The following is a 13,902-nucleotide window of genomic DNA, read 5'->3' on the forward strand; positions in this document are numbered from 1 at the left end:
ACGGTGCCGCGCCACGCCATCGGTGGGCGAAGAACCTGATCTCGTGGCGGCGGGCGCGATAATCGCGGGCGTGACAGGAACAAGTGATCCCGGCCAGGACCCGACGCGCACCGAGCACCTGTCCGGTGCCGGCGGGCCGGGTTTCGGGACCTTCCGGTTCTGGTTCGATTCCCAGCGCTGGGAGTGGTCACCCGAGGTGTACATCATGCACGGCTACCGCCCCGGTGTAGTCGAGCCGACGACCGAGCTGCTGCTGGCGCACAAACATCCCGAGGACCGGGACCAGGTCGCCGAATCCATCGCCCGCTCGATTCGCGAAGGCCAGCCGTTTTCCAGTCAGCACCGTTTCCTCGACACCGCGGGCGACGAGCACCAGGTGATGATCGTTTCCGAGCGGATCCTGGACGCCGGCGGGAACGCGGTCGGGACGCGCGGCTATTACATCGATTTGAGCGAAGCCATCGACAACGCCGAACGCCAGACCCTGGACGCGGTGGTGCCCGAGGTCGTCGAGGCGCGCGCGGTGATCGAGCAGGCCAAGGGTGTGCTGATCCTGATGTACTCGATCACCGCCGATCAGGCGTTCCGGCTGCTGACCTGGCGGTCCCAGGAGACCGGCACCGAACTGCGCGACATCGCCGAGGCGCTGATCGCCGCTGTGCAGAAGAATCCGCCGACCCCGCCGAGTTCGGTGGCGGCGTTCGACCGGCTCCTGCTGGGGATTCACCGCCAGGTACCCGAGGAGAGCTAGCGCCCCGGCGCGGGCGAAAACCTGTGCGGCCCTGGCGGAGCCGGGCACTGTAACCGACGGAGCGGTAGCGGCGTGGGGCTATTACGCAAACGGCACGGCGACAGAACGCCCTCGTTACCCTGAGGTGATGCGGTTCCAGTTTCGTAGACAGGCCCTGGCTGTACTCGCCGCCGCAGCATCGACTCTGCTGCTATGCACGAACTCTCAGGCGGTACCGCCGATTCGGGCCGCGGCGGCCATAGCGCCGGTCGATCCCGGCTTCCTCTGGGGCGTCGCCGCCTCGGGGTTCCAGTCCGAAGGACATGCGCCCGACAGCAATTGGACGCGCTACATTCCCTCGCATCCCGACTACGACGCGCTCGGCGACTCGGCCGACTTCTACAGCCGGCACGCCTCGGACGTGGACTTGGCGGCCGCGCTCGGTGTCCGGGTGTTCCGGATCGGAATCGAGTGGGCCCGAGTGCAGCCGGCGCCCGGGGTCTGGGACGAGCAGGCCCTGCGCTTCTACGACGCGGTCATCGCGGATATCGTGCGGGCGGGGATGCGGCCGATGATCACCCTGGACCACTGGGTGTATCCGGGCTGGGCGGTGGATCGCGGCGGCTGGCGCAATCCGGGCATGGTCGAGGATTGGCTGACCAATATGCGCACGGTGGTCGACCGCTACGCCGCCCGCAATCCGCTGTGGGTCGCGGTGAACGAGCCCGCGGCCTACATCTCGCACGAGGTCCGGCGTGGCGCCGCCGACGCGGGCGAGATGCAGGATCGAATCGCCCAGGCGCACAACGGCATCTACGACTACATCCATCAGGTTCAGCCGGGCGCGCAGGTGACCAGCAACGTTGGTTACGTGGCGGGTGCGGAGGGGGAGGTCAACGGCGGCTTCCTCGACCGGGTCGCGAACCGGCTCGACTATGTCGGCGTGGACTACTACTTCGGTTTCGACCCGGCGCAGTCACTGCTCGGATCCATCACCCGGGCCCTCGGCTCCTCGATTCCGAACCTGCCCGGCCAGAACATCTGGGATCTGCCCTTGCGCACCGAGGGTATCTACTATGCGCTGCAATACTATTCGCGCCGCTTCCCGGACAAACCGCTCTACATCGTCGAGAACGGCATGCCCACCGACAACGGCCGCCCCCGCGCCGACGGCTACTCCCGCAGCGATCACCTGCGCGACACCGTCTATTGGATCCAGCGGGCCCGGGCCGACGGTATGAACGTCATGGGCTACAACTACTGGAGCATCACCGACAACTACGAGTGGGGTAGCTACACACCCCGTTTCGGTCTCTACACCGTCGACGTGCGCACCGATCCGGGCCTGGTTCGCCGCCCCACCGACGCGGTCGGCACCTACACCCAGCTCGTCGGCGAAGGCGGCGTCCCCGCGGATTACCGCCCGACCCGCGGCCCGGTCCTCTGCATCCTGGTCGACCCACCGGCCAGCTGCTTGACCCCGGTGGCGGCGCCCTGACCTGGGCGTTACGGCCAGTTCCCGCCCGACAACCGATCACGGGTGTCCCGAAACGGCGACCGCTGTCAGGCAATCGGCTCCGAACAGGGCCTTGAGTTCACCGAAGAGGGCAGGGCTCTTGTGTACTCGGAACCGCGGGTCGATCGCCAACAGCGTCGTCGTCTGCTTTCCCCGGAAATCGATGCGCACGTCGATGTCTCCCGGGTGACGCCGTAGGACGTCGCGAAGGGCTTCGACGTTCGGGGGCGTGCACGCCTGGACCGGCAGGGTGAGGGTGATCGGGGCCGACGGCGCGCCACCATTGCCCAAGTCGGGCATGGCGATATCGATCGCGACGACCGACCTGCGGCCCTCGCGCAGGGAGACGTTTGCGGTGACCAGCAGGATGGCGTCCTCAATGAGGGCGTGCTGGAAACCGGCGTAGGCCGCGGCGAAGACGAGTATCTCGGTGGCGGCGTCGAGGTCGGCGATCTCGACGATGGCCCACGGTTCACCCTTCTTGTTCACCCGCCGGTCCACCGCGGCGACGATGCCGCCGATCACGATCTGCCGGCCGTGCGGGACCTTCCCGGCGTTGACGGCGGCGATCGAGGTGTTCGTCCGGGCGGTGAGCGCCGCGGCGATCCCGTCGAGGGGATGCCCGGACACGTAGAGGCCGAGCATTTCCCGCTCGAGGGCCAGCTGCTGCTTGGCGTCCCACTGCTCGTCGGGCACTTTCACCTCGAACACCGCGGCAACGGCGTCGTCGCCGCCGCCGAAGAGGTCGAACTGGCCGCGGGCCGCCGCCTTCTTGGTGCCCATCACCGCGTCGATCGCGGCGGCGTGCACCAGGAACAGGCCCTTGCGCGGATGCCGCAGCGAGTCGAAGGCTCCGGCCTTGATCAGTGACTCGGTGACCTTCTTGCTGCAGACGTGCGCGTCGACCTTGTTCAGGTAGTCGGAGAAGCCGGTGTATTTCCCCTGCTCGGAGCGAGCCGCGATGATCGACTCCACCACGGCGGCACCGACGTTGCGCACCGCGCCCAGGCCGAATCGGATGTCCGCGCCGACGGAGGTGAAGTCGGCGACCGACTCGTTGACGTCCGGCGGCAGCACCGTGATGCCCCGGGCGCGGCAGTCGGCCAGATATATCGCCGACTTGTCCTTGTCGTCGCAGACCGAGGTGAGCAGACCGGCCAGGTACTCGGCGGGATAGTTCGCCTTGAGGTAGGCGGTCCAGTACATGACCAGGCTGTATCCGGCGGCATGCGACTTGTTGTAGGCGTAGCCGGCGAACGGCAGCACGGCCTCCCACAGCGCGGTGACCGCCTCGTCGCTGTACCCGTTGGCGCGCATACCGTTGCGGAAGTTCTCGAACTCGGCAGCGAGTACCTCGGGTTTCTTCTTGCCCATCGCTCGCCGGAGCAGGTCGGCCTGCCCGAGCGTGTAGCCGGCCACCTTCTGGGCGATCTGCATGATCTGTTCCTGGTAGACGATCAGCGCGTAGGTCTCACCCAGGATGTCGCGCAGCGGTTCGTCGAGTTCGGCATGGATCGGCGTCACGGCCTCGCGGCCGTTCTTGCGGTCCGCGTAGGCCCAGTGCGCGCCGACACCCATCGGGCCGGGCCGGTACAGGGCGTTCGAGGCGATGAGATCGTTGAACTCGGTCGGGGCCATGCGCAGCAGCAGTTCCCGCATGCCCGCCGAATCGAGTTGGAAGACACCGAGATTGTCGCCCCGGGCCAGCATCGCGTAGGTCGCCGCGTCGTCCAGGGCGAGGGTGTCGAGGTCGAGGTCGATACCGCGGTTGGCGCGCAGGTTGTCGACCGCGTCACCGAGCACCGTCAGGTTCCGCAGGCCCAGGAAATCCATCTTCAGCAGGCCGATGGCCTCGCACGACGGGTAGTCCCAGCCGGTGATGATCGCGCCGTCCTGCGCGCGTTTCCACACCGGGATCACCTCGGTCAGCGGTTCGCACGACATGATCACCGCGCAGGCGTGCACTCCCGCGTTGCGGATCAGGCCTTCCAGGCCCTTCGCCGTCCGGTAGATCTGCGCGACCTCCGGGTCGGCCTCGATCAGCGCCCGGACCTCGGCGGCCTCCCGATAGCGTTCGTGGCCGGGGTCGGTGATGCCGGCGACCGAGATGTCCTTGGCCATGATCGGCGGCGGCAGCGCTTTGGTGATCCGGTCGGCGATGGCGAAACCCGGCTGGCCGAACAGGACTCGCGCCGAGTCCTTGATCGCAGCCTTGGTCTTGATGGTGCCGAACGTGATGACCTGGGCGACCTTGTCGCTGCCCCACTTGTCGGTGGCGTAGCGGACCATCTCGCCGCGCCGGCGGTCGTCGAAGTCGATGTCGATGTCGGGCATCGACACCCGCTCGGGGTTCAGGAATCGCTCGAACAGCAGTCCGTGCGGGATCGGGTCGATGTTGGTGATGCCCATCGCGTACGCGACCAGCGATCCGGCCGCCGAACCGCGGCCGGGGCCGACCCGGATGCCGACGGTGCGGGCGTGCTCGATCAGGTCGCCGACCACGAGAAAATAGGCGGGGAAGCCCATGTCGTTGATGACGCCGATCTCGTATTCGGCGCGCGCGAGATACTCCGCCGGCACCGGACCGTGCGGGAATCGGCGGTTCCGCAGGCCCGCCATCACCTCGTGATGCAGGAACGACTCCTGGGTGTGGCCGTCGGGGACGGGAAAGATCGGCATCCGGTCCCGGTGGGTCCACACGTCGTCGTAGGACTGGACCCGCTCGGCGATGAGCAGGCTACTGTCGCAGGCGCCGGGGACCTCGTCGTCCCACAGCGCCCGCATCTCCGCCGCGGACTTGAGGTAGTAGCCGTCGCCGTCGAACTTGAAGCGGGTCGGGTCCGAGAGCGTCTTGCCGGTCTGGATGCACAGCAGCGCCTCGTGATTCGCGGCGGCGTCCTTGGTCACGTAGTGACAGTCGTTGGTCGCCAGGGGCGCGATGCCGAGTCGCTTGCCGATGTCGAGCAGGCCGGCGCGGACGCGGCGTTCGATCGATAGACCGTGATCCATCAGCTCGAGGAAGAAGTTGTCCCGGCCCCAGATTTCCTGCCATTTCGCGGCGGCCGCGAGCGCCTCGCGATCCTGGCCGAGCCGCAGCCGGGTCTGGATCTCCCCGGACGGGCAGCCGGTGGTGGCGATGATTCCCGCGTGGTGCTCGGCGATGATCTCCTCGTCCATCCGGGCCCACTTGCCGAGTTGGCCTTCGAGCGATGCCCGGGAGGACAGGGTGAACAGATTCCGCAGGCCCGTCGCGTTCTCGGCCAGCATCGTCATGTGCGTGTAGGCGCCCGAGCCGGAGACGTCGTCGGACTTCTGGCCCGGGTCGCCCCATGTGACGCGGGTGGTGTCGAACCGGGATCCCGGGGCGATGTAGGCCTCGATCCCGATGATCGGCTTGATGCCCTGCTTCTTCGCCACGTTGTAGAACTCGCTCGCGCCGTACATGTTGCCGTGGTCGGTCATGCCGAGGGCGGTCATCTCGAGCCGTGCGGCCTCCTGGAACAGCGGTCCGACCTTCGCCGCGCCGTCGAGCATCGAGTACTCGGTGTGATTGTGCAAGTGAACGAACGAAGCCACGATTGCCACCCATGGGACGCGTATTGGTTGTCGAATCCCTTTGGGAACTCGGCTGATTGGCAGGTATATGACCAGCTAGAGTGGCATTGTGTCGAACAAGCGACACGCGGTGACCGACAACCAATAGATGTGAGAGAAGGTGGCGGGCTTGGACCTGGATCTGGCCGCGGTGCGCGCGATGGTCGTCATCAGCGACGAAGGCCAATTCGGTCTGGCCGCGTCGGTGCTGGGGGTGAGTCAGCAGGCGGTGTCCAAGCGGATCGCCAAGCTGGAAGGCCAACTCGGTTCCCGGCTCTTCGAACGGCGGATCGGCAGCGTCGCACTGACCGCGCAGGGCGCCCGCTTCCTGCCGCACGCCCGCTCGGTCCTCGCCTCGGCCGATGCCGCGGTGTCGGCGGTGCTCGAGTCACAGGTCCTGCGGGTGGCGGTGCACGGGGCGCAGATCGCCGACGCGAATCTGATGCGCTTCTACCTCGAGAAGCACCCGGAGGCCGAGGTCGAACTCCTCATGATGGGCCCGTCGACGACATCGCGGAACGCGGTGATCGACGGCCGCGTGGACGTCGCTTTCGCCCGGGCGGACTGGCCCGGCCATCCGCTGCCGGCCCATGTCACCGCGCTGCCCGCCTACCTCGATGCCCTGCATCTGCTCGTCGGCACCGGGCATCCGCTGGCCGGCCGCGACCATGTCGGGCTCGCGGAACTCGACGGGCTCACCGCCTGGGTGCCCGGAGCCGGATTCGACTCGGAGGTGGGCGATTTCTATCGCAGGCTCAGTGAAAACTGCGGCGTCACCATCGATACCGATCGGCATCCGGACGGCATCGGGTTCGCGAAAATCATCGACCGCATCGCGGGTTCGGCCACGCTGGTCACCTTCGGCGGCGAGGGAACCACCACCCCGTGGCATCCGAATATCCGCCGCATCCCCGTCGTCGATCCCACGCCCGCCTACCCCATGGCGCTGCTGTGCCGGGCGACGAGCGCGAACCATCCGCAGCTCAGCTCGCTGATCGACTTCCTCGCCGACAGCTACGCCGGCACCGTGCCCGGCCAGATGTGGATACCGGCGCCGGATCGCGCGTTGTTCGTGCGAGGGTGAAGGACATGACGGTAGAACGGTTCGAGGTCCAGCGACAGGTCGCCGCGGCGCCCGCGGCCATCTTCACGCTGCTGTGCTCGCCCGAAGGGCATGTGGCGATCGACAGTTCGGGCATGCTGCAATCGGCGGAGGGCAAGCCGGTGTCCGGGGTCGGCGACGAGTTCGTCGTGCACATGGATCGCGAGGCGCTCAACGACCTCCCGATGGGCAAATACGATGTGACAGTGGTCATTACGGCGTTCGAGCAGGATGTGCAGCTGGAATGGACGATCGTGGGCACGATCAAGCCGCCGATCGAGCACCGGTACGGCTATCGGCTGGCGCCCAGCGGCGCCGGCACGCTGGTCACCTCGTACTACGACTGGAGCAAGATCGCGCCGCGCTACCGGGAGGCGGCCATCTTCCCGATCATTCCCGAGTCGGCCCTGCGGGCCACCCTCGGCATCCTCGCCCGCACCGTGCAGAGATAGTTCGTCGGCGTCAAGAAAACTTGTCGTCAAGTAAACTTGCCGGATGGGATACCAGCATTTCGAGATAGTCGATGCCTTGCTCCCAATCGGTACCGATGTCGACGCGGTCCTCGAATCGGGCGATGAACACGCGCTGTTCGCGCTGTGGAACACCTATCACCGTGTCCAGTTCCTGCACGGTGTGCTGGACAAGATCGGCGACGCGGAAAGCGCCACCGAGGAGAAACGCGCGGGGCTCTGCGCGGAGCTGGCGGGCCTGTCCGTCATCACCGCCACCCAGGCGCTGCAATCCAACCGCCGCCTGATCGACCTGCTGATCGGCCGCCGCTGGGCCGTCATGCGCGACATTCGCGAGACCGGCGGCAGCTGGACCGCCATCGGGGGCGCGCTCGGCATGAGCAAGCAGGGCGCCCTGGACTGGTACCAGCGCAAGATCGAGCAGCAGGAGAAGTACGTCGGCGAGTGGCACGACGCCGACCGGGCCCGCGCCGTCGTCGGCGAGGACCTGGCCGACGAGCACTGACCGGCGCCGGCCGGTCAGCGTCCGCTGATCTGGCGCACCTCGCGCAGGTGCAGTTCCATCGCCGCGCCGGCCGCCTCGGGGTCGTGGGCGCGCACGGCGTGCAGGATGCGCTGATGGCCGTGTGCGGAGACCCGGCGTCCCAGTTCCGTCCGGTGTGAGAGCACGCGGGTGTGCCGGGTCCACTCGGCGGTCATGGTGCTCAAGGTGACCAGCAGCGGATTCTGCGCGGTATGGGCTAGCAGGGTGTGGAATTCGACGTCGAGCGCCATCGATTCCTCGGCGCCGACCTGCTCGCCGGCGTGGGCCAGCACCTCGTCGAGGGAGAGCAGGGTCGATTCGGCCGCGCGCGCCGCGGCGAGCCGGGCGATGCGCGGTTCGACCAGGTCGCGCAGCTCGAGGGCGTGACCGAGCTCGGCGTCGAGGTCGCCGAGGCCACCGGCCAGCTCCACCGCCCCGCGCGGCGGTTCGGCGACCGTGCTGCCGCGACCCTGCCGGCGCTCGATCAGCTTCTTGGTCTCCAGTTCGAACATGGCTTCCCGCAACGACGAGCGGGAGACCCGCAGCGAGGCGGCGAGCTCCCGTTCGGGCGGTAGCCGATCACCGGCGCGCAGGTGCCCCTGTGCGATCAATCGCGCCAGATGGGCGGCGATCTCGGCGCCGACACTGCCGGTGCGGCGGCGCAGCGGAGGTATCGCGGTATCGGTCACGCTCGGGTTCCTCTCGGTACGCAGGCGGCTGATTGGTCCGACCACTTCGATCGCCGGTCGGCGGCACGGCGTGCCCGAGCCTCGGCTCAATTGTGCACGCGGGCCGCGAATGTTGCTCTGGTGCACTGCGAACCGGGAGTTCACCGGCGCTTTATTGCCGCGTCGTAAAGCGTCCGTTACGCCTTGTTCCCGGGCGCGCAAATAGTGGAATACCACTATACGGTCGGTGCATCGGTGGTCCGACCAATCTGCCGGACCGGAGGAGAGGGCAGTGATCCGTTGACGAGATCGCAAGTGGCACCGGCATTTCCGGCACTCCAGTCCGGCAACGGCATCACCGCTGGAACGAATTACCTACCGGCCGAACCGGACCGGGTGCTGTGGGGCCGGTTGCCGCGGCGCGGCGACCGGCCGGTGGCCACCGTCGAGGCGGGCGCGACGCTGGTGCTGGACACGATCAGCCACGAAGGCATCCTCGCCGACCAGGGCTCGGATCCGGTGGCCTACTTCGGCTCGCACGGCGTCGACCCGGCCGAAATACTCACCGACACCGTCGAGGTGGTGGCGCGCCGCACCCGCGAGCCCGGCGCGGGATCGCACATCGTCACCGGGCCGATCGCTGTGGCCGGCGCCCGGCCGGGGGATCTGCTGGCCGTGCGCGTCGAGGACCTGGCGATGCGGGCGCCCTACGGCGTGATCTCGACCCGGCACGGCCGCGGTGTGCTCGCCGGGAGTCACGCGCTAGATGCCGACTACGGACAGTTCTGCCGGGTCGAGCGCATCGATGAGACCTGGTGCGGCACAATGCCGATCGGTCCCGGCCGCGCCGCCTTCCCGCTGGCTCCGTTCCTCGGCATCATGGGCGTGGCCACCGATACCGAGGACCGGGTGAACTCGGTCCCGCCCGGCCCGCACGGCGGCAATATCGACATCAAGCTGCTCACCGTGGGCGCCACGCTGTTCCTGCCGGTGCAGGTGCCCGAGGCGCTGTTCTACATCGGGGACCCGCATTTCGCCCAGGGTGACGGCGAAGTCGCCCTCACCGCCCTGGAAGCGCCGCTGCGGGCCACGCTGACCTTCGACCTCGTCCCGGCCGAGCGGGTCCGCGCGGCACTGCCCGGTGGTGTCGGCCCGTTCGCGGCCGGACACGGGCTCGTCGTTCCCACCGGGATGGACGCCGATCTCGACGTCGCCCTCGCGCACTGTGTCGGCCACGCCGTCGATCTGCTCGGGGCCCTGTTCGACGCCGACCCGCGTGCGGCGTACCTGTACCTCAGCGCGGCAACCGATTTCACCATCTCCCAGGCGGTGGACCTGGTGCGCGGCGTGCACGGGCGGATCCGGGTGCGCGACTTCGCGCACACCGCGCAGTCCGACCTGGGCCGCTTGATCCTGGAGCGCGCACGATGACCGCCCCGGCCGTGCGGCGCGACCGAGCCGTCTGGCGGGTCACCGGCTCGCCCCTGGTGCCCGCGACCGGATCCGGGCCCCTGGCCGGGCAGACCGTCGCCGTGAAAGATCTCTACGCCGTCGCGGGCTTCGCGATCGGCGCCGGGGTACGCGACTTCCTGGCCGAGCGCGCCCCCGAGGCCCGGCACGCGACCGTGGTTGCGGCGCTGCTGGCGGCGGGCGCGGAGATCACCGGTCTCGCGCACACCGACGAATTCGCCTACAGCATCACCGGCGGTAACGGTGGCTACGGCATGCCGGTGAATCCGGCTGCGCCGCAGCGTATTCCGGGCGGCTCCAGCAGCGGGTCCGCGGTCGCCGTCGCACGCGGCGAGGTCACCGTGGGGCTCGGCACCGATACCGCCGGGTCGATCCGGGTCCCCGGCGCCTACCAGGGCCTGTGGGGCATTCGAACCACCACCGGACGCGTGGACCGCACCGGAGTGCTGCCGCTGGCCCCGTCCTTCGACGCCGTGGGCTGGCTCACCCGCGACGCCGCGACGCTGGCCGCAGTCGGCGACTGCCTCCTGGACGACCGCGAAGTAGACACGGCCGCACCGGAACTCGTCGTCGACCCGGAACTGTGCGCGCAGGCCGACGCACCCATCGCCGCCGCCGTCCGGTCCGCCGCCGAACAGCTCGGCGCACGGCCGATCGCGCTGCGCGCCGACCTCGACGCGGGGCTCGCGGCGTTTCGCACGGTCCAGGCGGCCGAGGCGTGGGCGGCGCACGGCCCCTGGATCCGCGGACATCCACGGTCCCTGGAACCCGAGGTCGCCGCGCGCTTCGCCTACGCGGCGACGGTGGATCCGGGACAGGCCGAGCAGGCACGGACCACGCTCGCGCGCCTGCGGCACCGGCTGCGCGACGCGCTCGGCGATCGAGTCTTGGTGCTGCCGAGCACGGCGGCGCTGCCACCGCACCGGGCCGCCGAACCCGCTGTCCACGAAGTGATTCGGGTCCGGACGCTACGGCTGACCTGCCTGGCCGCGCTGGCGGGACTGCCCGCCGTCACCGTGCCGTGGTCCCGCATCGGCGGCATTCCGGTGGGGCTGTGCCTGCTCGGGCCCGCCGATCGGGATCGGATGGTGCTGCGCCTGGCCGCGCGGCGCCTCGGGCATCTGCTCGACCCCGCACCACCCAGCAGTGAGGAAATATCATGAAACGTCTGCTCACGGCGCTGCTCGTCGCCCTGTTGACGGCGGCGGGCCTGACCGCCTGCCTCGCGACGCCCGACAGTGCCGGTGGCGACCCGGCCACCGTGCGCATCGGGACCCTGCGCGGCCAACCGCATTTGTACGCACCGTATTTCATGCAGCGCTTCGCGCCCGAAGGCACGACCTACGACATCGTGCTGTTCGAGAACTCGCCCGACATCAAGAACGCCCTCGCCTCCGGCGCCATCGACTTCGGCGTCCTCGGGGCGCCGTCGATGCTGGCCGGCAGCGCCGCGGGCCAGGACGTGCGGATCGTGGCCTCCGCGGCCGACGGCGGCTCGGCTTTCGTCGGCAAGCCCGAGATCGGCGGCCCGGAGGGGCTGCGCGGCAGGAAGATCGGCTTCCCGGCCGGTTCCTCGCAGGAGATCCTGCTGAAGCTGACGCTGCGCGCGCACGGCCTGGACCCGGCCACCGACGTCGAGCTGGTCAATCTCGGCTACGCCGATATGGCCAACGCCTACAAGTCCGGTCGCATCGATGCCTTCCTCAGCGCCGAGACCGCGCCCTCGATCGTGCAACTGGCCGGGGCCCGCCCGATCGTCTCGCCCTACGACACCCCGATCGGCGGGGTGAACATCGTGCTCGGCACCCGGGGCGCGCTGACCTCCGGGGATCGGGACCGGGTGCAGCAGACGGTGCGCAGCTTCGCGCAGGCGATCGAGTTCATGAAGAGCGATCACAGCGCCTGGGTCGAGGGACTGGTCACCACCTTCGGGCTGGACCGCGCGGTCACCGAGACCGCGACCAAGAATGTCTGGCTGCGCTGGGATCTGGACGACGCGTATCTGGCCAAGGTCGGCGCGCTGGCCGAGCAGATGCGGGCCTTCGACCAGATCGCCAAGGCCCCCGATCTGACCACCCTGATCGACGCCGATTTCCTCGCCGGGGCGGGGATCGCCCGATGACGGCTTCGACACTGCGCCCGGCGGAGCCGACCGCGGTGGCGGAGCCGGCGTCGGCACCCGGTGCGGTCCGCCGACTGGCCGTACGGGTCCGCGCGGTCCTGTGGGCGCTGCCGGTGCCGATTCTGCTCGCCGTGCTCTGGGATCGCGGTGTCGCGGGCGGCTGGACCCTGCCCCTGGGCATTCAGATGCAGTTCTTGCCGACACCGCTCGAGGTCGGCCGGCGGCTGGCCGACCTCGCCGTCGGCGGCCTGATCGGGGACACCTACAGCGGCACCCTGTGGGTGCATCTGTACGCGAGCTCGATCCGCGTGGTCCAGGGCTTCGCGCTCGCGGTGGCGATCGCGGTCCCGCTGGGCATCGTGATGGGCCGCTCGACGCCGGTGTACCGGCTGCTGGAGCCGACGATCAACCTGGTGCGCCCGATCCCGGTCACCGCGTGGGCGCCGTTGTCGCTGTTGATCATCGGCTTCGGCGATCGGTCCACGATCTTCCTGGTGTTCCTGGCGGCGGTGTTCTCGATCCTGCTCAACACCCTGGCCGGTGTGCGGTCGGTGCCGCCGCGCCTGCTCGAAGCCGCCGCGATGCTGGGCACCCGCCCCGCGCACACGCTCTACAAAGTGGTGCTGCCGGCGGCGATCCCGCAGATCGTGGCGGGCCTGCGGATCGCCCTGGGGCTTTCCTGGGTGATCCTCGTCGTGGGGGAGACCGTCGGAATCCGGGTGGGGCTCGGAGCCCTGATCACCCAGGCCCGCGAACAGTCCCGCACCGACCTGATCATCGCGGTGATGATCGTCATCGGCCTGGCCGGATTCCTCGCCGACCGGCTGCTCGTGCTCCTCGTCCGGCTCTGCGCCGGCCGGCGGCCACTGCTGCCGTGACCTACAGACAGGATCGTCAGTGAAGATCTACTCCACTCGCCGCCGCCCGCGCCATCCCGCGCGGCTCGTGATCGACGGACTCGCCAAGACCTACCCCGGCGCGTCCGGTCCCGCCCTGTCCGGCCTGGACCTCGACATCGCCGCGGGCGAATTCGTCTGTGTGGTCGGGGCCAGCGGCTGCGGCAAATCGACGCTGCTGCGGATCGTCGCCGGCTTCGAGACCGCCACCGCGGGCAGCGCCACCGTCGGCGACGAGCCGATCACCGGGCCGGGCCCGGACCGGGGCGTCGTGTTCCAGGACTACGGCCTGTTCCCGTGGCTCACGGTGGCCGAGAACATCGCCTACGGTCCCAAGCAGGCCCGGGTCGCGCGCGACGAGATCGCGACCGGCACCGCGCGCTGGCTCGAGGTGGTGGGCCTGGCCGGGGTCTCGGCCTCGTTCCCGCACCAGCTCTCCGGCGGTATGCAGCAGCGCGTGGCGATCGCGCGGGTGCTGGCGAACAATCCCGCGGTGCTGCTGATGGACGAGCCGTTCGGCGCGCTGGACGCGCTCACCCGCACCGCGATGCAGACCGAACTGGCGCGCATCCACCGCGAGACCGGGGTGACGATCGTGTTCGTCACGCACAGCATCGAAGAGGCGGTCTACCTGGCCGACCGGGTGGTGGTGATGGCCGGGGGCAACGCGCACGGCACACCCGGCCGGATCCGGGAGATCGTCACCGTCGATCTCGCGCGCGGCGAACGCGACTCCACCACCACGGAATTCAACGGCTACCGGCGCCGGATCGACGCCCTGGTGCACGGCACCGTCGCGGTCTGAGCGGCG

General features: G+C 69.2%; 12 protein-coding genes. 10 read left to right on the forward strand and 2 right to left on the reverse strand.

Going from position 1 to position 13,902, the window contains the following annotated elements; genetic code table 11:
- Positions 1-70 precede the first annotated feature (70 nt).
- Positions 71-751: a PAS and ANTAR domain-containing protein gene (locus AB0H76_RS14315; RefSeq protein WP_357322614.1), complete on the forward strand. Its 681-nt coding sequence runs from the start codon at positions 71-73 to the stop codon at positions 749-751.
- Between the two features lie 127 nt (positions 752-878).
- Positions 879-2,228, forward strand: coding sequence for a family 1 glycosylhydrolase (locus AB0H76_RS14320; RefSeq protein ID WP_357322617.1), 1,350 nt, complete (start codon positions 879-881; stop codon positions 2,226-2,228).
- A gap of 36 nt (positions 2,229-2,264) precedes the next feature.
- On the opposite strand, the gene dnaE is transcribed toward AB0H76_RS14320, so the two are convergent.
- Complete coding sequence (gene dnaE, locus AB0H76_RS14325) at positions 2,265-5,825, reverse strand: DNA polymerase III subunit alpha (protein WP_357326179.1); 3,561 nt, start codon at positions 5,823-5,825, stop codon at positions 2,265-2,267.
- A gap of 136 nt (positions 5,826-5,961) precedes the next feature.
- Here dnaE and AB0H76_RS14330 point away from each other — a divergent pair, with 136 nt between their 5' ends.
- Genes AB0H76_RS14330 through AB0H76_RS14340 form a run of 3 tightly spaced genes read left to right on the forward strand, consistent with a single transcriptional unit; the run spans position 5,962 to position 7,917 of the window.
- The gene (locus tag AB0H76_RS14330; RefSeq protein WP_357322619.1) at positions 5,962-6,924 is read left to right on the forward strand and encodes a LysR family transcriptional regulator; all 963 of its coding nucleotides are present in this window, start codon (positions 5,962-5,964) and stop codon (positions 6,922-6,924) included.
- A 5-nt stretch (positions 6,925-6,929) separates the two neighbouring features.
- Entirely contained in the window at positions 6,930-7,394 is a 465-nt protein-coding gene (locus tag AB0H76_RS14335; RefSeq protein ID WP_357322622.1) for a polyketide cyclase, read from the forward strand.
- Positions 7,395-7,437: 43 nt separating this feature from the next.
- Positions 7,438-7,917, forward strand: a complete 480-nt coding sequence (locus AB0H76_RS14340; RefSeq protein WP_357322625.1) for a hypothetical protein — start codon at positions 7,438-7,440, stop codon at positions 7,915-7,917.
- Positions 7,918-7,931: 14 nt separating this feature from the next.
- On the opposite strand, the gene AB0H76_RS14345 is transcribed toward AB0H76_RS14340, so the two are convergent.
- Complete coding sequence (locus tag AB0H76_RS14345) at positions 7,932-8,624, reverse strand: GntR family transcriptional regulator (protein ID WP_357322627.1); 693 nt, start codon at positions 8,622-8,624, stop codon at positions 7,932-7,934.
- Positions 8,625-8,918: 294 nt separating this feature from the next.
- On the opposite strand from AB0H76_RS14345, the gene AB0H76_RS14350 reads away from it, so the two are divergent.
- From AB0H76_RS14350 to AB0H76_RS14370, 5 genes are read left to right on the forward strand one after another with little or no spacing between them, the layout of a single operon-like run.
- Positions 8,919-10,034, forward strand: coding sequence for an acetamidase/formamidase family protein (locus AB0H76_RS14350; RefSeq protein ID WP_357322630.1), 1,116 nt, complete (start codon positions 8,919-8,921; stop codon positions 10,032-10,034).
- Entirely contained in the window at positions 10,031-11,236 is a 1,206-nt protein-coding gene (locus AB0H76_RS14355) for an amidase family protein (protein WP_357322633.1), read from the forward strand. Before AB0H76_RS14350 ends, AB0H76_RS14355 begins: the two co-directional genes overlap by 4 nt.
- The gene (locus AB0H76_RS14360; RefSeq protein ID WP_357322636.1) at positions 11,233-12,195 is read left to right on the forward strand and encodes an ABC transporter substrate-binding protein; all 963 of its coding nucleotides are present in this window, start codon (positions 11,233-11,235) and stop codon (positions 12,193-12,195) included. Before AB0H76_RS14355 ends, AB0H76_RS14360 begins: the two co-directional genes overlap by 4 nt.
- Positions 12,192-13,073, forward strand: a complete 882-nt coding sequence (locus tag AB0H76_RS14365; RefSeq protein ID WP_357322639.1) for an ABC transporter permease — start codon at positions 12,192-12,194, stop codon at positions 13,071-13,073. Before AB0H76_RS14360 ends, AB0H76_RS14365 begins: the two co-directional genes overlap by 4 nt.
- Positions 13,074-13,092: 19 nt before the next feature.
- Complete coding sequence (locus AB0H76_RS14370; RefSeq protein WP_357322642.1) at positions 13,093-13,896, forward strand: ABC transporter ATP-binding protein; 804 nt, start codon at positions 13,093-13,095, stop codon at positions 13,894-13,896.
- Positions 13,897-13,902 lie beyond the last annotated feature (6 nt).

Source organism: Nocardia sp. NPDC050712 (genome assembly GCF_040654295.1).
Classification (GTDB): Bacteria; Actinomycetota; Actinomycetes; order Mycobacteriales; family Mycobacteriaceae; genus Nocardia.

Excerpts from the sequence above, each read along its gene's own strand:
- AB0H76_RS14320 (WP_357322617.1), top strand. The coding sequence starts at position 879 with ATGCGGTTCCAGTTTCGTAGACAGGCCCTGGCTGTACTCGCCGCCGCA.
- AB0H76_RS14340 (WP_357322625.1), top strand. The coding sequence starts at position 7,438 with ATGGGATACCAGCATTTCGAGATAGTCGATGCCTTGCTCCCAATCGGT.
- AB0H76_RS14335 (WP_357322622.1), top strand. The coding sequence starts at position 6,930 with ATGACGGTAGAACGGTTCGAGGTCCAGCGACAGGTCGCCGCGGCGCCC.
- AB0H76_RS14355 (WP_357322633.1), top strand. The coding sequence starts at position 10,031 with ATGACCGCCCCGGCCGTGCGGCGCGACCGAGCCGTCTGGCGGGTCACC.
- AB0H76_RS14360 (WP_357322636.1), top strand. The coding sequence starts at position 11,233 with ATGAAACGTCTGCTCACGGCGCTGCTCGTCGCCCTGTTGACGGCGGCG.
- AB0H76_RS14365 (WP_357322639.1), top strand. The coding sequence starts at position 12,192 with ATGACGGCTTCGACACTGCGCCCGGCGGAGCCGACCGCGGTGGCGGAG.